A 17,520-nucleotide genomic window follows, 5' to 3' on the forward strand; every position below is an offset into this window, starting at 1 on the left:
GAGCTTGATGGCTGCAGGTTGCGCGACCGCTCCGCTGGAGCGGTCCGGGTCCCTGGCCTCTTACGACGATCTGACGCCGTCCGATGGTGTTCTGACCAAGTCGCAGGTTCGGATCAGCAAGGCTGATGTTCTCGCCGCGAAGACTGCGCGTATTGAGCCAGCTGCGTTCGCGGCAACCGCCGCAAGCCAACCGTTCTCCGACCGGCAGCGCAGCCTGATCAAGAATGCGATGAACAGAGCGATGTGCCTTGCGCTGAGCGAGCGTTTCCGGATCGTAGCGCCGACGGAAGCCGCCGACTTGAATGTTCGGGCGGTCGTTACCCACATTGCGCCGACCGATGCGACGGCAGCCGGCGTCTCCAAGGTCGCGAGCGTTGTACCGTCCATCGTTGCTCCCGGTGTGCCCATCCCTGTACCGCGGCTTCCGATCGGACTTGGGAGCCTGTCGGTAGAGGCCGAAGCCCGTGACCGCAGCGGCAACCAAAAAGCTGCCATGATCTGGGCGCGCGGCGCGAATTCCTTCACCAGCGCTCCGCGTGCATCGAGCGACGGGGATGCCTATGATCTCGCCGGCGCGTTCGGAGACGATTTCGGGAAGATGCTTGTGACCGGCGAGAGTCCGTTCGGGAAGGTCTCGGCGCCGCCATCCATCAGCCGTCTGCAGGCCTCTCTCGGCGGCGCGCCCAAGGAGGCGATCTGTGAAACATTCGGGCGAGCGCCGGGACTGATTGGAATGGCCGGAGAGAGGATTGGGCTGCCGCCGGATTGGACCGACCGGGGTGCGCCGGCCAGCGCAGTCCCGGAAGCGGCGGCTACCGATCAGGCTGGAACCCCCGCCAACTGATCAGCGCTGACGGGTACTATGAATGAGCGATCGGCAGCAGCTTCATGCAGCGTCGTCGCTTGCGAAGCGGCCGCGGGTCTTGGCGAACTACTCCGTCCTGCGCAAGAACATCCCGAACGCGCGCGGGCCGTCGCCAACCTTGACCTCGCCGATCACCTTCAACTCGGCAACATCGATGATGCTGAGCGTGTTGCTCTCCCAGCAGGCGACGATGATGCGCTTACCGTCGGCGGTTGCGGCAATGCCTTCGGGATAGTCGCCGACCGTGATGCGCTTGATCGGATTCAGGCTCGCGAGGTCGAACACGCTGACGGTGCCGCCATATTGGTCGGTGACGAAGCCGCGGCCCGGCGTCAGCGCCACCGCATAGGGCCGCATCCCCACCGGCACGCGACCGATCTCGCGGCCGGCGGCGATGTCGATCACGGAGACATCGTCGGAGCCGACATTGGCGGTGTAGGCGCGCTTTCCGTCGGCATCGATGGTAACGCCGAACGGGCGGGTGCCGACCTTGATCATGGCCCTGCGCTGGCGCGTCGCGGTGTCCACCACCGAGACGCTGTCGTCGTCGCGGTCGGCCGAGAGCAGCAGCCTGCCATCCGGCGTCACGGCGAGGCCCGATGGCGAGTCGCCGACCGCGATGCTGGCCGTGACGCTGCGCGAAGCCGTATCGATCACCCGCACCGCAGCGGCATACCAGTCGGCGACATAGACGGTGCGGCCATCGGGCGCGACGGCAATGCCGAGCGGCCCGCCGCCGACCTCGATCCGCCCCGCGACTTGCCGCGCGGCCGCGTCCACCACCGTGACCGCCTTGGCATCGGGACTCGTCACATAGGCAAAGCGCCCGTCGGCGCTGACGGCGACACCGGCCGGCTTGCCGCCGATCGGAATGGTCGCAACGCTGCGCGACGTCGCGAGGTCCACGACCATCAAGTCTTCGCTGAGCTGGTTGGTGACGAACGCCTCCTCGGCGAACGCGCCGCCAGGACCGACGAGGCAAAGGCTGGCGGCGAGTGCCGCCAGGACCAGCGCCCGCACTATCAGCTTCCGCTCTCGATCTTCTTCTTGAGCGCCTCGAGCCCGGCCTTGTACAGCCCGCTCACGGCGGTCCTGGCGGCCTCGTCGCTCAGCTCCGGCGGCGGATCGTTGTTGGGATAGCCGCGATAGAACGCGCCGGCCCATTCCAGCTTCGCCTTGCCGTCCGGCGCCGGCGACACCGTCAGGGTCGAGGAATAGTTGGTCACCGGCAGCACCTTCACGTCGACGTTGGTGATCCGGTACGAATAGCTGAGCATGTCGGGCTCGTATTTGTAGAGCTCCTCCTCGACCGTTGCGCCGCCAGTCAGCGTCAGCGTCCGAGTCGCGCCGATCTCGTTGCCTTTCTCGCCCGTGGTCTTGGTGACGGGCTGGAGCCAGCTCATGTCCTGAAAATTGCCGATCACCGCCCACACCTTGGCCGGGGCAGCGTTGATCTCGATGGATTCCCTCACCTTCTGCCGCGTCGGCCCGTGCGCCCAGACCGGCTCGAACGCCGTCGTCAGTGCCATCCCCGCCACCGCCAGCGCCGCGACCCCGGCGATCGCCGGTCCCATCGTCATCCTCATGTCGTTTCCTCACTTGATCCTGCGCGACTTGAAGCGCGCTGGAAGCATCGTAGCGCATTTTTGGACGGTGGGGAGACCGGTTCGTGGCGCGGCTGTGGCGGCGTGCTCCCCACTATCACACCATCCGTCGTGGTGCCTGACGGCAAAACACGCCAGACCACGGTCAACTCCTGCGGCGGAAATAATTCGCTTTACTCGAATTCGGAATTGTCGCATGTTTTGGCCACCCCAGCCCGGGCCGAGGGGCGGATCGCGATCGTCACGAACGCGGGATGGGAATGTGGTGGACGCAGGCAGCGTCGCGCGCAGGCGGTTTGCAGGGCGGGTTACTCCGTGAGCAGACGAAGCGCGCACACGACGGGCGCAGCCAGCGTACGGCAAAATCGTGTGGTCCCGGCGCCCGGGGTCTGTGCGCCAAGGCTTGTGGTGACGTTGCGGCCCGACCGGGTTCGCACCGTCGCTCATCCGCAAGGCGACGGGGGCAATAGTGCATCGCTCCCCGAGGAGATCACGACATAAGCCGTAAAACCACTGCGCAGGGAAGGCCGGACGTTTGGCTTCACCTGTATGCCGCTGTGCAACACTTCCAGCGCAATTCGCGCACAGCGGACCGCGGGTGCCAGCCGGCGCCCGGCCTTCCCTGCGCCCTCGGCACTCTTGAGGGCGGCGATCAACATAAAGCTCGGACACGATGTGCCGCGAGAACGGGAAACCGCGCGTGACATTCAGATTTGAGTACGCAGATGATACCGGTTTCGTGCCCCGGACGCAGCGCAGCGCCCCTTTGGCGATGCGCTGCAGAGCCGGGGCCCATGCAGCAGCACGACGCGCGGGCTCCTGGGTCCCGGCTCTGCGCCACACCGCTACGCGTTGCGGCTTGTCCGGGACACGAGCGCGGAAAATGGTGCCACTTCGCACTCCTACTCCGCCAGCGTCGCCTCCACAAACCCGCGTGGATCGGCACAAAATTCCCGCATCACCCGGTAATGATCGGTCTGTTCGACCGTCGTCGGCTCCAGGCCGTATTTCCCGAGCCGCAGCAGCCGCGCGTCGGGATAGGCCATCAGCATCGGCGAATGCGTCGCCATGATCACCTGGCAGATGCGGGACTCTTCCATGCGGCGCAGCAGCTTCAGGAATTCGATCTGGCGCGCCGGCGACAGCGCCGATTCCGGCTCGTCGAAGATGAAAATGCCCTGGCGTTGGCAGCGTTCTTCGAAGAAGCGCAGGAAGCCTTCACCGTGGGAGTGCGAGAGGAAATCGGGACCGGCCTGGCCGGCGTCCCGTGCGGCCTTGTCCAGATATCGCGCGACGGAGAAAAAACTCTCGGCACGGAAGAACCAGCCATTGGTGATCTTCGGCAGCCAGCTTGCGCGCAGCGCCTTCGAGAGTTGGCCGCCCATCTTCTCGCGCGCTTCGGAATGATCGACCGGCCTGTAGCCCTTGCCGCCACCGGCATCGTCATAGCCGGCGAGCGCCGCGATGCCCTCGAGGATCGTCGATTTCCCGGTCCCGTTCTCTCCTACGATGATGGTGATGGCCGCGTCGAAGTTGAGTTCGAAATCATCGGGAAAGATGGGGAGGCAAAACGGATAGACCTCGCGATCATGAACTTGCGAGGGATCGAGCCAGACCCGCTTCAGATACGGCGCAGGCAGGTTGATCGTCCGATTGCCTTTTCGTGCCATTGCCCGCCCCTGAGACCATCACCAGAACATAACAGGAACAAGAGAGCTGTAAAGGCCGTACCCCGCCCGCGCAGGCCTGACCAGCTACGCCAGCGCCTCCAGCACCAGCTCCATGGTCATCAGCACGGGATTGTCGCCGCGGATCAGGCGGCCCTCGGCGATGCCGCCGGTGTAATCGATCAGCGCAACATCGAGCGCGGCCTGCAGTTCACCGGAAGCGCCCGGCGCGATCGCACCGGCCGTGATCGCCAGCTCGGTCGCGAACGGCTCGGTGACGCCGCCATGGGTGAAACGCGCGCCGATGGTCGAGCCGACGCCGCCGTGGATTTTCGCACGCGCAATGCCATGTGCACGGCAGAAGTCCTCGAGGCCGCCGGCGAAATCCTGATTGGGCCGCAGCCGCAATGCGAAGCTTCGGCTCGTCGTGCGGGCGCCGGTGCTCGCGACCGCGACGGGCCCGAACAGCTTGAAATTGGTCTCCGGATCGGGTTCGGCGGTGAACATCGCGCCATCGATGCCGAACGCCTCGACCTCGAAGGGCTCGGCCACAACGGTCTCGTCCGGCAGCATGTGGCCGCCGCCTGCCTTGCCGTCGGCCTCGGTCCAGAGCCCATGGCAATGAAAGAACGCCGCGCCGTCCCGCACGCCCAGCGTCATGCTGCCAAGCTTCGTGCGCGTCACGCCTTCGGGCCGATATGTCTCGCTGTAGAATGCCGCGTTCTCGCCGGTCTTCGACAGCGCCGGCATGACATAGGCGAACGGTTCGAGCGCACCGCGGCCGAAATTGAGCACGCCGCAGGTAAATCCCTCTGCCGCAAAGCCGCGACGTGCAGCTTCCAGCAGCGGCAGGCCTGCCTGAAGCGTGAAGGAAAGGGCACGTCCCCTCGCCTCCACCCATTGAATGCGTTCGGCGGCGGGCGGGCCCGGCTGCTTGATGCTGCGCATGACGCCTGCTCAGCCTGCCTTGGTCTTGTCGAGATCGAGCAGCCCGCGCGCCTCGAGCTCGTCGCGCACCATCCGCTTCGGCACCTTGCCGTAGCCGGACTTCGGCAGCGCCTCCCAGAAGAAGAACCGCTTCGGCATCTTGTAGCGCGGCACTTTCGGCGAGAGGTACGCCGCCATCTCCGCTTCGCTCACTGGCTTCGCGCCTTCGCGCGCAACGCAGACAGCTATTCCGACCTCGCCCCAGGTCGCATCGGGCACGCCGAGCACGGCGACCTCGCCGATCGCAGGATGCGTCAGGATCTTCTCCTCGATCTCGCGCGGATAGATGTTGGAGCCGCCGGAGATGTACATGTCGGAGGCACGTCCCGTGATGTAGACGAATCCCTCCTCGTCCATGTGGCCGAGATCGCCGGTGCGGAACCAACCATTGCGAAATGCCTTCGCATTCGCTTCGGGATTGTCGTAATAGCCGGCGAACACGGCAGGCCCGATCACGCAGATCTCGCCGCTCTGGTTGGCTTCGAGCTCCCGTCCCTCGTCGTCCTGGATCGAGACCTGCATGCCGGTGCGCTCGAAGCCGCAGGTGCCGATCTTCGCGTGCGGGCCGTCCTCGGGATCGTGCAGCGCGGCCGGCAGCACGGTGATGTTACCGGTGACCTCGCCAAGGCCGAAATACTGCACGATGACCTTGCCGAGCTTCTTCAGCGCGGCCTTCTGGTCCTCGCGATACATTGGCGCGCCGGCATAGATCACCTGACGCAGCGAGGAATGATCGTATTTGTCGGCGGCGGGATGCTCGACCATCATCTTGAGGATCGTCGGCACCGTGAAGAGATTGCTGACGCGATGCGCCTCGATCAGGCGGAACGCCTCGTTGATGTCGAATTTTTCGGTCGGCAGCAGCACCGTGCATGCGCCGCGTGCGGTCTGCATCAGCTGATGCACGCCGGCGCCGTGCGACAGCGGCGCCACCACCAGCGAGGCATCCTGCTCCGTCACGCCTGGCGTCAGATCGGCAAGATGATTGGTGACGACGAACCCCATCTGGCCGTGGGTGAGCACGGCCGCCTTGGAACGGCCGGTGGTGCCGGAGGTGAAGAAAAACCAGCAGGGATCGTCGTGTTCGACAGCGACGTTCTCGACTGCCGTTCCTGCCCGCGAGGCCATGGCCTCGGCAACCGACATATCCGCGAATGGTGCCTTGCCGTCGATGCTCCAGGTGAACTCCAGCGCGCCGCCGCGCACGGCCGCAGCGTGCTCGGGGAAATCGACATGGCACAGAAACGCCTTGGCGCCGGAGGCCTGCGCGAGATAGCTGACCTCGTCCGGCATCAGGCGGAAATTGGTGGGCACCCAGACCGCGCCGAGCCGGAACGCGGCGAACATCGAGACGAACATCTCATCGCCATTCTTGGAATGGACGAGAATGCGATCACCCCTGGCGATGCCGCGTGCGGCGAGCGCCGCAGCCAACGCCGAGACCTGTGCATCGATCTCGCGCCAGGTCCAGGACTTGTCACCCCAGACGAAGCCGGGGCGCGATCCATGCCGCCGCGCATTCTGGGTCAGCATGTAGGCAAGATTCATGACGCGGCGGGACATGCGCAGGGGCTGCATCGGGCTTCCTCTTCGACGACGGGCGGCGCACAAGCTGCCCGCTCATTGCCGCCCATTTATCGCCATCGCCAGCGCCCCTGCAAGGCCGGCGGCTGCGGACCAGCTCTACGGCTGCTTGAACGCAAACGGCGTCGCCGTGATGGCCTTCTGCTTGATGCAGGTCTGCGGACCGAAGCCGCCGCAGAAGCTGCCATGCAGATCGAAGCGGATGGTGCGGGCGGCGCCGCGCTTCGACGGCGGCGCCATGATCTTGTAGCGGAGGACATGGCCGCCGAACACCTCGCGCACGCTGCCGTCCGGCAGCTTCACCAGGATCTTCATGACGCAGCCGCCGGTTCCGCAATAGGTCGTCTCGCGATCGCCGCATCTGGTGTCCTGGAAATCGACGATGTAGTCCTCGCGGCCATCGCCGGTGAGATCGATCTTGCGTACGGTGTTTGGCGCGAAGGTCACCTCGCCGCCCTCCTGGGCGTCGCATTCCTCATTGGCGTAGTGCAGCGCCGTCTGCACGCCCGGTGGATAGTCGGCCGGCTTGAACGGCTTTGCGTCGTCGGCGCGCGCGCTTGTCACGAGCAAGGTGAGCAGGAGGACCAGATATCGCATTGGCGTTGGTCGCAGCCACAATCGCAATTGTTCAGTGAATTTTAAACATGATCGGCGCACCCTTCATCCGTCTCCGCGTACAGAGTGCATTCCATGATCAAAGCGCCCGCCGTCATCCTGCTCACGCTGGCGCTCGCCGGATGTGCCGTTGCGCCACAGGCGCATCTGGCTTCCGATCCCGCCTTCAAGCCTGCGCGTTATGCCTGGGATGGCGCCGGCGAGGACCCCAACCGGCCGCGCGCTGCTTCACAACCGACGCGCACCGCTGCCCACGCCGAGCGCAACAGGTCGCAAGCCGGCGTTCAGCCCTATTCGAAGGAATGGTGGCAGGCGCAGGACGGCATCGAGGCCGAGCAGGACGCCAGGGTCAACCGCTCCCTGGTCATCTGCCAGGGTTGCCTTCGCCAGCCGCCGCAGCCCGAGGATTCCAGGCTGGCCAAAGCGACCGATTGAACCGAACGACCGCAACATCGGAAACCTGCCGACCCGACCGCGCGTTACGGCCTCGTGCGCGAGGCTGGCAGCTGGAGGGGCCACGACATGAGCGACGTCATCAACAACAAGGCGCAACACCGCTACGAGCTTGCGGTGGAAGGCCATCTTGCGACCGAGCACTACAAGCTCGATGGCAACGTGATCACATTCGAGCATACGGACGTGCCGAAGGAACTTGGTGGCAAGGGCATTGGCTCGAAGCTGGTACAAGGCGCACTCGACCACGTCCGCGCCGCCGGATTGAAGCTGATCCCACAATGCCCGTTCGTGAAGGCGTGGATCGACAAGCACCCGGACTATGCAGATCTCGTAACAAGATGAGTGCACAGGCCCGCCGCCCAAGGCCGGCGGGCCTGCCGGCATCTACGGCCTATTGCCCATGCTTGAGCATGTCCTGGTCAGTCTGACCCCAGTCCTGCCACAGCTGGAGTATGCCGAGCAGCACCACCACCGCACCGAGCGCCGTGTGGTAGACGCGGAGGAAGCCGTCGGCGGAATAACCGATCACGTAAGGCGAGGCGATGAGCCACAGCCCGACCAGGATCGTGGTCACCTCTTGCCACCGCTGCAAGGCCACGTATTCGAGCTGGCTGATGCCAAACACGATCAGACCGATCGCGACGGTATTCAGGATGGCCGTCTGGTGTCCGGTGACCGCCTGATCCTGGACGGGGAACCACGGCGAAGCGACGATCGCCGCGCCAAGCAGCATCCCGCACCAATCTTCCCATGTTCGATGAGTCTTCAAGAAACCAGAGTCCGACATCGTACCCTCCTGCAAAAGAGGCATACGTCTGCGGCTGGCGATCACGACACTCCGAATATCTGGCGACCCTGCCGGCCGCATTCGGGCGTATGTCCTTTCCAGGACGTGGGAACCGAACTTCGGCTTGCAAGAGCTGTATCGAGGAATATTTGCGGTCGCCGGGCCATGCTCGCAGAGCGCGATGTCCATACTGCACTGCGGTCACAGCGGCGCGCATTTGCGGATATCTCCTCTGCACCAACCTGCCTTGGTCTCACCTTGGCAAGGGCGGAGTCAGCCTCCTAGATCAGGAGGCAATCTGCATTTCAGAAGGATCCCTCATGGCGGCATCGGTACGCGACAACAAGGACAGGAGCCGCTTCGAGCTCGATGTCGGCAGCGACATCGCCTTCGCCAATTACCGGCTGACGCCGTCCGCCGTCATCATCACCCACACCGAGACGCCACGCGCGCTGCGCGGCCGCGGCATCGGCTCCGAACTGGTCAAGGGCGCACTGGACCTGATCCGGCGCGACGGCAGGAAGGTGATCGCCGGCTGCAGCTTCGTCGTCGACTATCTCGGCAGGCATCCGGAGGATGCGGATCTGGTCGCCTGAAAGCAAAGGGGCCCGCGAGATCGCGGGCCCCTCCGGCACGACCCGGGGCGGGTCAGTGCTTGATCTCCGGCGGCAGCTTGCCGCCGTTTGCTGCGAGCTTGGACATCACCTGCTTGTGCAGCCAGACGTTCATGCTGGCCGAGTCGTTCATGTCGCCGCCGTAGCCGAGTTCCTTGGCGAGATCCTTGCGCGCAGCGAGGCTGGAATCGATGTCGAGCGCCTTCATGAGGTCGACGATCGAGGTGCGCCATTCCAGCTTCTCGCCCTTGTGTGCGGCCGCCGCCTTGTCGACGATCGCCGCCACGTCGACGGCAGCCATGGGCGCGGCGGCCGGCGCCGAAGCGCCTGGCGCGCTTGCGGGCGCGCCGGGCGAAGCTGTGCCACCGGCAGGCGCGGCGGAGGCCGGCTGGCTGCCGAAGATCGCGCTCATGATTTTCCCGAAAATGCTCATGTCTGCTCCCCGAAAAGGAATCCGTTGGAAGGGCCTTGAGTGGCACTTATAGACGAAGTTGCCGCGCCGCGCCCGCAACTTCCGCGGGCTAACAGCAGCATCAGCTTATCTGCGGCGAAATGACGACAGAATGACGTCGTTGTGGTTGCGCCGCGGCATCGAATTTCACCCGAGCATGAGGGACAGGGCTTGGACTTGGGAGTATGGTTGGCATTCAGCTCGCGATGCCAGCCGGAATTCGCGTGTGGTCGGGATCGCGAGATTTCAGAGAATGGCGGCCGCTTGCGCCGTTTGCCGGCGCCGGTCTTGGCTGCCTGGCAAGGGAGCTAGCGACCATGGCCACACTCTACCAGGGCAATGTCCCCACGATGGCCCAGCCCGCGGATGCGGCTGGACCGGTGATCAGAACCATCCGACTGTCCGATCTGCGGGACGCGCTCAGGCGCGGCTGGGAAGACTTCAAGGCCGTTCCGAGCCACGCCATCATCCTGTGCGTGATCTACCCGGTGCTCGGCCTCGTCCTCGCCCGCGTGGTGATGGGCTATTCGGTGCTACCCCTGCTGTTTCCACTGGCTGCCGGTTTCGCGCTGATCGGGCCCTTCGCGGCGCTCGGACTTTACGAGCTCTCCAGCCGGCGCGAGCGCTATGAACCGGCCAGCGCCTGGGATGCCATGGAGGTGCTGCGCTCGCCTTCGTTCGGTGCGATGCTGGGCCTCGGCACATTGCTGCTCGCCCTGCTCGTCACTTGGGTCGCGACCGCGCAGGCGATCTACATCGCAGCGTTCGGCTACGAGGGCGTGACCGGACTCTCGGACTTCGTGACGCGTGTGCTGACGACTCAGCAAGGCTGGTGGCTGATCGCGGTTGGCTGCGGCACCGGCTTCCTGTTCGCGCTCGCCGCGCTCTGTATCAGCGTCGTGTCGTTCCCCTTGATGCTCGACCGTCATGCCGGCGCATTCGAGTCGATGGTGACGTCGCTGCGGGTCGTCGCAAGAAACCCCGTGCCGATGGCGGCGTGGGGCTTCATTGTGGCGGTGCTGCTCGCGCTCGGCACAATACCGGCCTTCCTCGGCCTTGCCGTGGTGATCCCGCTGCTTGGCCATGCCACGTGGCACCTCTACCGCAAGGTGATCGTCTCGGAGCCCGGGGCGCGCCCGGTGCCGCCCCCGCCGCATCGGCCGCGCAAGCCGGCCGCCGACTTCCCGGCCAACCTCTTCCCCTGGCGTAATCGGACCGACGCCTGACGATATCGTGACATGCGATCCTGCCTTGCCCTGGCTCGGGCAGGATCGCACGCTGCTGTGCGCCTTGCTTTGGCCGCGGTTCCAACCGAGATTGCGCCCACCGGTCAGATCGCTTCACGGAATTCATTTACTCGAATGACCCCGACGATTTCTCGTCTTGCTCTCGCAGCCTTCGCCCTCTCCGCTTCAATCCTGTCAGCCCAGCCAGCGCTCGCTGCTGTTGCCTGCGGCTCGGGCAATTTCGACGCCTGGCTTGCGGATTTCAAAACCGACGCTGCGGCGAAAGGCATCTCGCAGCAGGCCATCGCCGCCGGGCTTGCCGGCGTGACGCTCGATCAGAGCGTGCTCAACCGCGACCGCTCGCAAAAGGTCTTCACCCAGTCCTTCGAGGAATTTTCCGGCCGCATGGTGCCGCCACGCATGCAGCGCGGCTCCAACATGATGAAGCAATATGGCTCGGTGCTATCGCGCATCGAGCAGGCCTATGGAGTGCCCGGCGAGATCTTGGTTGCGATCTGGGGTTTGGAGACCGATTTCGGCGTCAACACCGGCAAGTTCGCGACGATCCGTTCGCTGGCAACGCTTGCCTATGACTGCCGTCGCTCCGAGCAGTTTCGCGCCGAGCTGTTGGATGCGCTGCGCATCGTCCAGCGCGGCGATCTCGCCCCAGCCGATATGAAGGGCGCCTGGGCCGGTGAGCTCGGCCAGACCCAGTTCATGCCGTCATCCTGGATGAAATATGCCGTCGATTTCGACGGCAATGGCAAGCGCGATCTCCTGCATAACGCGCCCGACGTGCTCGCCTCCACCGCCAACTATCTCGCCGGCTATGGCTGGCAACGAGGCAAGGATTGGCAGCCGGGCAGTCCGAATTTTGCGGTGCTTCAGCAATGGAACAAGAGCGAGGTCTATTCCAAGACCATTGCCTATTTCGCCACCCAGCTGGCGCGCGCCCCTTAAGCCCCCGGACAAGCGAGCAAGGGCCGATCGCGCGGCGATCGGCCCTCTCTTTGATGCGCTGACTTCTCAGTTTTTATTTGGTTCTATTTGGCCATGGTGGCCTGCATCGCCTTGTTCAGATGCGCGCCGCACACGCCCATCTTGCCGTTGAGCAGCGCGTCCTGTGCCGACGCGATTTCTTTCTGCGCGACAAACTTGCTGTCGCCGTCGGCCATGTTCTCGATCGCGGTCTCCGTCTTCTCCAGATTGGCCCCGCTGCAGCCGCCTGCGGCGTGCTTGGCGGCCTCAGCCGGCGCGACGGCGAACACAACGGCAGCGATTGCGATAACCCCGAGTAACTTCGACATGACGTTACCTTCCTTCTTGTCCTTGCACAGACCAGCGACATTGCCGGATTCTGCGGCACGACTTTCATCTGTGCGCGTCAACTTGTCGCAATAAATTCTCCGCGAGAATTGCGTGATGCTGCACATGGCGCAGAGCGGCATGCAGAAATGCTGTCTTTCATGACAGCCCCGTAACGAATGCTGCACGCAAAGCGTGCACTCAGCGTGCAGGGGCGTTCAGCGGTCGAAAAAGCGACAGACATCAGAGCGATCCGTAGCAGATATGAATGAATTTATATTCATATCTTTTATTCCCGACTCATGCGAATCGCGCATGTGTGACTTGGGTTCAGTAGCTAGTTCGGGTCCTGGCGGGCCGAGGAAACGCAACATATTTCCCTGACGCATTACAGCTCACTCTGACACGATAAGTCCGTGAATTCACGGACATTTGTTACGCCTTGCACGAGACTGTGCCCGTTGCTTGGGCGGGAGCGCCCTCAGGTTAATCGTCCGTTACAGACGCTATGCACTCTGCGCTTAGCTGCATCGCAACATAGGAACTTTCGCACTGCACTACTCCCATCTATATTCACTTCAACGATGAGGCTCGGGCAAGAGCTGAATCGAACTACAGGAGACTACCAATGCTGCTCTCGCTCATCCGCATGATCCAGGCCTTCCGGGACTATCAGCGCAATGTTGCCGAGTTGTCCCAGCTCAGCGATCGCGAACTGGCCGATATCGGCCTCGATCGCTCGGACATCCCGCGCGTTGCCGCCGGTCAGTATCAGGGCTGATCATTTCAGCCCCGACCGGACGACCCGATAGCGCCCGCCTTGTGCGGGCGTTGTCGTATCTGGTGGCAGAAAACTCGATCTCGGCGATTCCACTCTCCGCCGAAAAGCGCTACCTGTCCGCCCCATGACAGGACCCCAATCCAACATCGTCCACGTGATCGGCGCCGGCCTCGCCGGTTCTGAAGCTGCCTGGCAAGTGGCGAAATCCGGCGTGCCGGTGGTGCTGCACGAGATGCGACCGACCCGCATGACCGAGGCGCACCGCACTGATGGGCTTGCTGAGCTCGTCTGCTCCAATTCGTTCCGCTCGGACGACGCCGCCAACAACGCCGTCGGCCTCCTGCACGCGGAGATGCGCCGGCTCGACTCGCTGATCATGCGCGCGGCCGATGCCAACCAGGTGCCCGCCGGCGGCGCACTCGCGGTCGACCGCGACGGCTTCTCGGCGGCCGTCACCAAGGCGCTGAAAGATCATCCGCTGATCGAGATCGCCCGTGGCGAGGTCACGGGCCTGCCGCCTGCCGACTGGAGCAACGTCATCGTTGCCACCGGCCCCCTCACCTCAGCGCCGCTGGCCGACGCCATCCGCGAGCTGACCGACGAGAACGCGCTCGCCTTCTTCGACGCCATCGCGCCGATCGTGCACCGCGAGTCCGTCGACATGTCGGTGGCCTGGTTCCAGTCGCGCTACGACAAGGTCGGCCCCGGCGGCAATGGCGCCGACTACATCAACTGCCCGATGACAAAGGAGCAGTATGACAGCTTCGTCGCTGCGCTGATGACCGGCGAGAAGACCGAATTCAAGGAATGGGAGACCAATACGCCCTATTTCGACGGCTGCCTGCCGATCGAAGTGATGGCGGAGCGCGGCCCCGAGACGCTGCGCCATGGTCCGATGAAGCCCGTCGGCCTCACCAATCCGCACGATCCCGCCACGAAGGCTTATGCGATCGTGCAGCTCCGTCAGGACAACAAGCTCGGCACGCTCTACAACATCGTCGGCTTCCAGACGAAATTGAAGTACGGCGAGCAGCAGCGCATCTTCCGCACCATTCCCGGTCTGGAGAAGGCCGAGTTCGCCCGACTCGGCGGCCTGCATCGCAACACCTTCCTGAATTCGCCGAAGCTGCTCGACACCCAGTTGCGGTTGCGGGCACAGAAGCGGTTGCGCTTTGCCGGCCAGATGACGGGCTGCGAGGGCTATGTGGAATCCGCCAGCGTCGGCTTGATTGCCGGTCTCTATGCGGCAGCGGAGGCACGCGGCGAGACGCTTGTCAGTCCGCCGGGCACGACTGCGCTCGGATCGCTGCTCGGCCACATCACCGGCGGCCATATCGAGACCATCGAGCCGGGCACACGGTCGTTCCAGCCGATGAACGTCAATTTCGGCCTGTTCCCGCCGCTCGCGACGGTGCCGACGAAGAAGCCCGATGGCACGCGATTGCGCGGCAACGAGAAGACGGTGGCCAAGAAGCAGGCGCTGAGCGCACGGGCGCTCGCCGATCTCGATCGCTGGATCGCCGATCACCTTCGCATTGCCGCCGCCGCATGAGTCTTCGATGAGCCTCCCCAAAGACGACGCCGCAGAGCTGTCGGCGCGCTGGATCGAAGGCGTGCTGCTCAAGCGCGACGTGTTTTCGACCGTCGAGCGCGGCCGCTTCCGCGCCGAGAGCGGCGAGACCGATGCGGTGCTGCGCCGGCTCGACGAGGTGCCTTGGTGGTCGTTTCTGCTGGCACGCCATCTGTTCGCCCGCGAGAAGCATGCGCTGGTGCGCGCCAAAGGCCTCAACGTCGGTCCCGAGCTGCTGTGGGCCGGACGCCGCGCGCTGGTGCGCGGCTTCGTCGACGGCGTCGCGCTGCATCTGGCAAAACCGCATGGCGATCTCGCCTATTTCCGCTCGGCCAAGGCCGCGCTGCGCCGGCTGCGCCGCGCCGGTATCTGCCACAACGATCTCGCCAAGGAGCAGAACTGGCTGGTCGGCCGCGACGGCCGCGCCTACGTGACCGATTTTCAGCTTGCCGCGTGCTTCAACCGTCGCGGCCGGCTCTATCGCATCCTCGCCTATGAAGACCTGCGGCATCTGCTGAAGCACAAGCGCTCCTACGCGCCGGAGGCGCTGACGCCGCGGGAGCGGAAGATCCTGGCGAAGAAGTCGTTCGCCGCGCGCCTGTGGCTCGCCACCGGCAAGAAGGTCTATCGCGCCATCACCCGCGGCCTCTTCAACTTCACCGACCGCGAGGGCGGCGGCCGCCGGCTCGTCAACGACGCGCCGGTGCTCGCCGAGCTGATCCGCCGGAATCCTGCCGTGCGCGACACCGCCATCGTCGCCTTTGCCGACCGCCGCTCCGGCGTCGGGCTCTATGCCTTCGTCGAAGCCGATCAGGCCGCGCTCGAAGGCCAGCTCCGCAGCGAGCTTGCCGCCGCCAAGGGACCGAAGCCGCCCGAGCACATCCAGATCGTGCACGCCTTGCCGCGCAACGCGAGCGGCGCGCCGCGCACCGAGGTCCTGCAACTGGTCGCCATGAACCAGCTCGACCTGATCGAGCCGATGATGAAGAACGAGCAGGACCGTGCCTTCCTCAAGGACATCCTGGAGCAGCGCAAGAACCTGCGCGACCGCTTCAATTTCGAGGCGAAGCTGCCGGCGAGCTAGCGTTGCGGCGTGCCTTGAAGCGTCCACATTGGCGATAGAGAAATGCTTGGATAGCGCAGGGCTGGCAAAGATCATGGGCACTCGGGGGACGATGATGCATCGTGTGATTGGCGGGATGATCGCCGGCCTTCTGCTGCTGGCAGGCGCGCCCGCGATGGCTGACTCGTCGGCCGAGCTGATCTCCAGCTTCCGTCTCAAGCATGGTGAGGCCCGCGTCGTTCGCGATGCCACCCTCGACCGCATCGCCATGGATCAGGCCCGCGCGATGGCGGCGAAGGACGACCTCAGTCACGACGCGCTCGGCCCCTTCAACCGCCGCGTCGCGCCGGCGGGCGCAGGCCGCGCCGCCGAGAACATCGCCTACGGCTACGACAATTTCGAGAAGACGCTGGGACAGTGGATCGACTCGTCCGGGCACCGCAAGAACCTCCTGCTGCACAACGCCTCCCGCGTCGGCATCGCCAGCGCCAAGAATGCCAACGGCAAGCGCACCTATTGGGCCATGGTGATCGCCGGCGATTACGAGCCGAAGGGCAAGGGTAAGGGCAAGAAGGACAAGGAGCCGCTGGTTGTCGTGAAGCGCGAGGCGGCGCCCGCAACCAAGCCCAAATCCAGCACCTGTACCATCAAGCTGCTCAGCCTCTGCATCTGAGCCAGACTGCGCCGTCTTGCTCGCAGTCCTCGACGCGTCTAATTCATGCACGAAGATCGCGAGAAGCGGAGGCGGAGGTGATCGACATCGACCGGATACGCGCCGACACGCCTGCCGCCTCCCGGCTCGCATACCTGCACAATGCGGGTGCGGCTCTGATGCCGGCGCCGGTCGTCGCGGCGATCAAGGGACACATCGATCTGGAAAGCGAGATCGGAGGCTATGCCGCCGCCGACCGTGAGTCCGATCGGCTCGACGCGGTGTATGACTCGGTGGCGCGCCTGCTCAATGCCGCACCCGACGAGATCGCCCTGGTGGAGAACGCGACGGTTGCCTGGCAGATGGCGTTCTACGCGCTTCCCTTCCGCAAGGGCGACCGCATCCTGACGGCCGAGGCCGAATACGCCGCCAATTATGTCGCCTTTCTTCAGGTCGCGAAGCGAACCGGCGCGACGATCGATGTCGTGCCGAGCGATGCCAGCGGCGAACTCGACGTGCACGCGCTCGAACGCATGATCGATGAGCGCACAAAGCTGATCGCCATCACCTGGGTTCCGACCAATGGCGGGCTGGTCAATCCCGCCGCGGCGATCGGCAAGATCGCGCGGGCACATGGTATTCCCTATCTGCTCGACGCCTGTCAGGCGGTCGGCCAGATGGCCGTCGACGTCGATGCCATCGGCTGCGACATGCTGTCGGCCACGGGGCGAAAGTTCCTGCGCGGCCCGCGCGGCACGGGCTTTCTCTACGTCCGCCGGGCTCTACTGCAACAGCTCGAACCACCGATGATCGACCATTTCGCCGCGCCCTGGGTTTCGCGGGATGAATATCGGCTGCGGGACGATGCACGCCGTTTCGAGACCTGGGAGAACAATTATGCGGCCCGGCTCGGGCTCGGCGCTGCCGTCGATTACGCACTCGATATCGGCATGGGTTCCATCGGGCAGCGCTGCCGTCTGCTGGCGGACCGCCTTCGGGGCGGCCTTGCGTCCGTCCGCGGCCTCGCCATTCGCGACCTCGGCCGCGCGCCGGGCGCCATCGTCAGTTTCACGATGGACGGGTATGAGGCGGACGCCATCGTGGGCAGCGCCGCTGCCGCCGGCATCACGATCGGCGCGTCGGATCCAGCAAGTACCCGCATCGATGCCGAGCTCCGCTCGCTGCCGCCGCTCGTGCGGGCATCGCCGCACTATTACAACACCGAAGCCGAGATCGATCGGCTGATCGGTCACCTCGCGGCTCTGGCGTCGCGGTAGCGGCATGCCCGCGCAC

Annotated in this window: 20 protein-coding genes; 11 read left to right on the top strand and 9 right to left on the bottom strand. The window is 64.8% G+C overall.

Annotated elements, in window-relative coordinates:
- Nucleotides 1-7 precede the first annotated feature (7 nt).
- The gene (locus tag FJV43_RS36630; protein ID WP_239629780.1) at nt 8-844 is read left to right on the top strand and encodes a DUF3313 domain-containing protein; all 837 of its coding nucleotides are present in this window, start codon (nt 8-10) and stop codon (nt 842-844) included.
- Between the two features lie 87 nt (nt 845-931).
- Here the strand turns inward: FJV43_RS36630 and FJV43_RS36635 are convergent, their stop codons facing one another.
- The 6 genes from FJV43_RS36635 to FJV43_RS36660 form a co-directional block, all read right to left on the bottom strand.
- A complete protein-coding gene (locus FJV43_RS36635) occupies nt 932-1,885 on the bottom strand; it encodes a cytochrome D1 domain-containing protein (protein ID WP_239623724.1) in 954 nt (317 codons plus the stop codon).
- 2 nt (nt 1,886-1,887) lie between these two features.
- Nucleotides 1,888-2,451: an SRPBCC family protein gene (locus FJV43_RS36640; protein ID WP_239623725.1), complete on the bottom strand. Its 564-nt coding sequence runs from the start codon at nt 2,449-2,451 to the stop codon at nt 1,888-1,890.
- Nucleotides 2,452-3,371: 920 nt separating this feature from the next.
- Nucleotides 3,372-4,139, bottom strand: a complete 768-nt coding sequence (locus tag FJV43_RS36645; RefSeq protein WP_239623726.1) for an AAA family ATPase — start codon at nt 4,137-4,139, stop codon at nt 3,372-3,374.
- An 84-nt stretch (nt 4,140-4,223) separates the two neighbouring features.
- Nucleotides 4,224-5,084 (bottom strand): DUF296 domain-containing protein, encoded by an 861-nt coding sequence (locus FJV43_RS36650; RefSeq protein WP_239623727.1) that lies wholly within the window; start codon nt 5,082-5,084, stop codon nt 4,224-4,226.
- 9 nt (nt 5,085-5,093) lie between these two features.
- Nucleotides 5,094-6,701, bottom strand: coding sequence for an acyl-CoA synthetase (locus tag FJV43_RS36655; RefSeq protein ID WP_239623728.1), 1,608 nt, complete (start codon nt 6,699-6,701; stop codon nt 5,094-5,096).
- A gap of 105 nt (nt 6,702-6,806) precedes the next feature.
- The gene (locus FJV43_RS36660; RefSeq protein ID WP_239623729.1) at nt 6,807-7,304 is read right to left on the bottom strand and encodes a hypothetical protein; all 498 of its coding nucleotides are present in this window, start codon (nt 7,302-7,304) and stop codon (nt 6,807-6,809) included.
- A 93-nt stretch (nt 7,305-7,397) separates the two neighbouring features.
- Here FJV43_RS36660 and FJV43_RS36665 point away from each other — a divergent pair, with 93 nt between their 5' ends.
- The gene (locus FJV43_RS36665) at nt 7,398-7,757 is read left to right on the top strand and encodes a hypothetical protein (RefSeq protein ID WP_239623730.1); all 360 of its coding nucleotides are present in this window, start codon (nt 7,398-7,400) and stop codon (nt 7,755-7,757) included.
- An 87-nt stretch (nt 7,758-7,844) separates the two neighbouring features.
- Complete coding sequence (locus FJV43_RS36670) at nt 7,845-8,120, top strand: GNAT family N-acetyltransferase (protein WP_239623731.1); 276 nt, start codon at nt 7,845-7,847, stop codon at nt 8,118-8,120.
- A 49-nt stretch (nt 8,121-8,169) separates the two neighbouring features.
- On the opposite strand, the gene FJV43_RS36675 is transcribed toward FJV43_RS36670, so the two are convergent.
- On the bottom strand, nt 8,170-8,565 hold the full coding sequence (locus tag FJV43_RS36675) for an SPW repeat protein (RefSeq protein WP_239623732.1): 396 nt from the start codon (nt 8,563-8,565) through the stop codon (nt 8,170-8,172).
- A gap of 320 nt (nt 8,566-8,885) precedes the next feature.
- On the opposite strand from FJV43_RS36675, the gene FJV43_RS36680 reads away from it, so the two are divergent.
- Nucleotides 8,886-9,161 (top strand): GNAT family N-acetyltransferase, encoded by a 276-nt coding sequence (locus FJV43_RS36680; protein WP_239623733.1) that lies wholly within the window; start codon nt 8,886-8,888, stop codon nt 9,159-9,161.
- Between the two features lie 52 nt (nt 9,162-9,213).
- Here the strand turns inward: FJV43_RS36680 and FJV43_RS36685 are convergent, their stop codons facing one another.
- A complete protein-coding gene (locus tag FJV43_RS36685) occupies nt 9,214-9,612 on the bottom strand; it encodes a DUF3597 domain-containing protein (RefSeq protein WP_239623734.1) in 399 nt (132 codons plus the stop codon).
- A 335-nt stretch (nt 9,613-9,947) separates the two neighbouring features.
- Between FJV43_RS36685 and FJV43_RS36690 the strand changes: the two genes are divergently transcribed.
- Together FJV43_RS36690 and FJV43_RS36695 are read left to right on the top strand one after the other, a co-directional pair.
- Nucleotides 9,948-10,856, top strand: a complete 909-nt coding sequence (locus FJV43_RS36690) for a DUF2189 domain-containing protein (RefSeq protein WP_165935726.1) — start codon at nt 9,948-9,950, stop codon at nt 10,854-10,856.
- A 135-nt stretch (nt 10,857-10,991) separates the two neighbouring features.
- Nucleotides 10,992-11,816, top strand: a complete 825-nt coding sequence (locus FJV43_RS36695; protein WP_239623735.1) for a lytic murein transglycosylase — start codon at nt 10,992-10,994, stop codon at nt 11,814-11,816.
- Nucleotides 11,817-11,899: 83 nt separating this feature from the next.
- Here the strand turns inward: FJV43_RS36695 and FJV43_RS36700 are convergent, their stop codons facing one another.
- Nucleotides 11,900-12,304, bottom strand: a complete 405-nt coding sequence (locus FJV43_RS36700; protein WP_239623736.1) for a hypothetical protein — start codon at nt 12,302-12,304, stop codon at nt 11,900-11,902.
- 485 nt (nt 12,305-12,789) lie between these two features.
- On the opposite strand from FJV43_RS36700, the gene FJV43_RS36705 reads away from it, so the two are divergent.
- From FJV43_RS36705 to FJV43_RS36725, 5 genes are all read left to right on the top strand, one after another.
- Complete coding sequence (locus FJV43_RS36705) at nt 12,790-12,942, top strand: DUF1127 domain-containing protein (RefSeq protein WP_007590701.1); 153 nt, start codon at nt 12,790-12,792, stop codon at nt 12,940-12,942.
- A gap of 124 nt (nt 12,943-13,066) precedes the next feature.
- Nucleotides 13,067-14,494: a methylenetetrahydrofolate--tRNA-(uracil(54)-C(5))-methyltransferase (FADH(2)-oxidizing) TrmFO gene (gene trmFO, locus FJV43_RS36710; protein WP_239623737.1), complete on the top strand. Its 1,428-nt coding sequence runs from the start codon at nt 13,067-13,069 to the stop codon at nt 14,492-14,494.
- 7 nt (nt 14,495-14,501) lie between these two features.
- A complete protein-coding gene (locus FJV43_RS36715) occupies nt 14,502-15,596 on the top strand; it encodes a serine/threonine protein kinase (RefSeq protein WP_239623738.1) in 1,095 nt (364 codons plus the stop codon).
- A 94-nt stretch (nt 15,597-15,690) separates the two neighbouring features.
- A complete protein-coding gene (locus tag FJV43_RS36720) occupies nt 15,691-16,248 on the top strand; it encodes a CAP domain-containing protein (RefSeq protein ID WP_239623739.1) in 558 nt (185 codons plus the stop codon).
- Nucleotides 16,249-16,325: 77 nt separating this feature from the next.
- Nucleotides 16,326-17,504 (top strand): aminotransferase class V-fold PLP-dependent enzyme, encoded by a 1,179-nt coding sequence (locus tag FJV43_RS36725; protein ID WP_239623740.1) that lies wholly within the window; start codon nt 16,326-16,328, stop codon nt 17,502-17,504.
- Nucleotides 17,505-17,520: the final 16 nt, after the last annotated feature.

This window comes from Bradyrhizobium sp. I71, assembly GCF_022354745.1.
Classification (GTDB): Bacteria; Pseudomonadota; Alphaproteobacteria; order Rhizobiales; family Xanthobacteraceae; genus Bradyrhizobium; species Bradyrhizobium liaoningense.

Bases quoted from the DNA above. Each gene is read 5' to 3' on its own strand.
- FJV43_RS36690 (WP_165935726.1), top strand. From the start codon at position 9,948: ATGGCCACACTCTACCAGGGCAATGTCCCCACGATGGCCCAGCCCGCG.
- FJV43_RS36640 (WP_239623725.1), bottom strand. From the start codon at position 2,451: ATGAGGATGACGATGGGACCGGCGATCGCCGGGGTCGCGGCGCTGGCG.
- FJV43_RS36650 (WP_239623727.1), bottom strand. From the start codon at position 5,084: ATGCGCAGCATCAAGCAGCCGGGCCCGCCCGCCGCCGAACGCATTCAA.
- FJV43_RS36705 (WP_007590701.1), top strand. From the start codon at position 12,790: ATGCTGCTCTCGCTCATCCGCATGATCCAGGCCTTCCGGGACTATCAG.
- FJV43_RS36685 (WP_239623734.1), bottom strand. From the start codon at position 9,612: ATGAGCATTTTCGGGAAAATCATGAGCGCGATCTTCGGCAGCCAGCCG.
- FJV43_RS36695 (WP_239623735.1), top strand. From the start codon at position 10,992: ATGACCCCGACGATTTCTCGTCTTGCTCTCGCAGCCTTCGCCCTCTCC.
- FJV43_RS36665 (WP_239623730.1), top strand. From the start codon at position 7,398: ATGATCAAAGCGCCCGCCGTCATCCTGCTCACGCTGGCGCTCGCCGGA.
- FJV43_RS36670 (WP_239623731.1), top strand. From the start codon at position 7,845: ATGAGCGACGTCATCAACAACAAGGCGCAACACCGCTACGAGCTTGCG.
- FJV43_RS36680 (WP_239623733.1), top strand. From the start codon at position 8,886: ATGGCGGCATCGGTACGCGACAACAAGGACAGGAGCCGCTTCGAGCTC.
- trmFO (WP_239623737.1), top strand. From the start codon at position 13,067: ATGACAGGACCCCAATCCAACATCGTCCACGTGATCGGCGCCGGCCTC.
- FJV43_RS36700 (WP_239623736.1), bottom strand. From the start codon at position 12,304: ATGCCGCTCTGCGCCATGTGCAGCATCACGCAATTCTCGCGGAGAATT.
- FJV43_RS36660 (WP_239623729.1), bottom strand. From the start codon at position 7,304: ATGCGATATCTGGTCCTCCTGCTCACCTTGCTCGTGACAAGCGCGCGC.
- FJV43_RS36630 (WP_239629780.1), top strand. From the start codon at position 8: ATGGCTGCAGGTTGCGCGACCGCTCCGCTGGAGCGGTCCGGGTCCCTG.
- FJV43_RS36720 (WP_239623739.1), top strand. From the start codon at position 15,691: ATGCATCGTGTGATTGGCGGGATGATCGCCGGCCTTCTGCTGCTGGCA.
- FJV43_RS36645 (WP_239623726.1), bottom strand. From the start codon at position 4,139: ATGGCACGAAAAGGCAATCGGACGATCAACCTGCCTGCGCCGTATCTG.
- FJV43_RS36675 (WP_239623732.1), bottom strand. From the start codon at position 8,565: ATGTCGGACTCTGGTTTCTTGAAGACTCATCGAACATGGGAAGATTGG.
- FJV43_RS36715 (WP_239623738.1), top strand. From the start codon at position 14,502: ATGAGCCTCCCCAAAGACGACGCCGCAGAGCTGTCGGCGCGCTGGATC.
- FJV43_RS36655 (WP_239623728.1), bottom strand. From the start codon at position 6,701: ATGCAGCCCCTGCGCATGTCCCGCCGCGTCATGAATCTTGCCTACATG.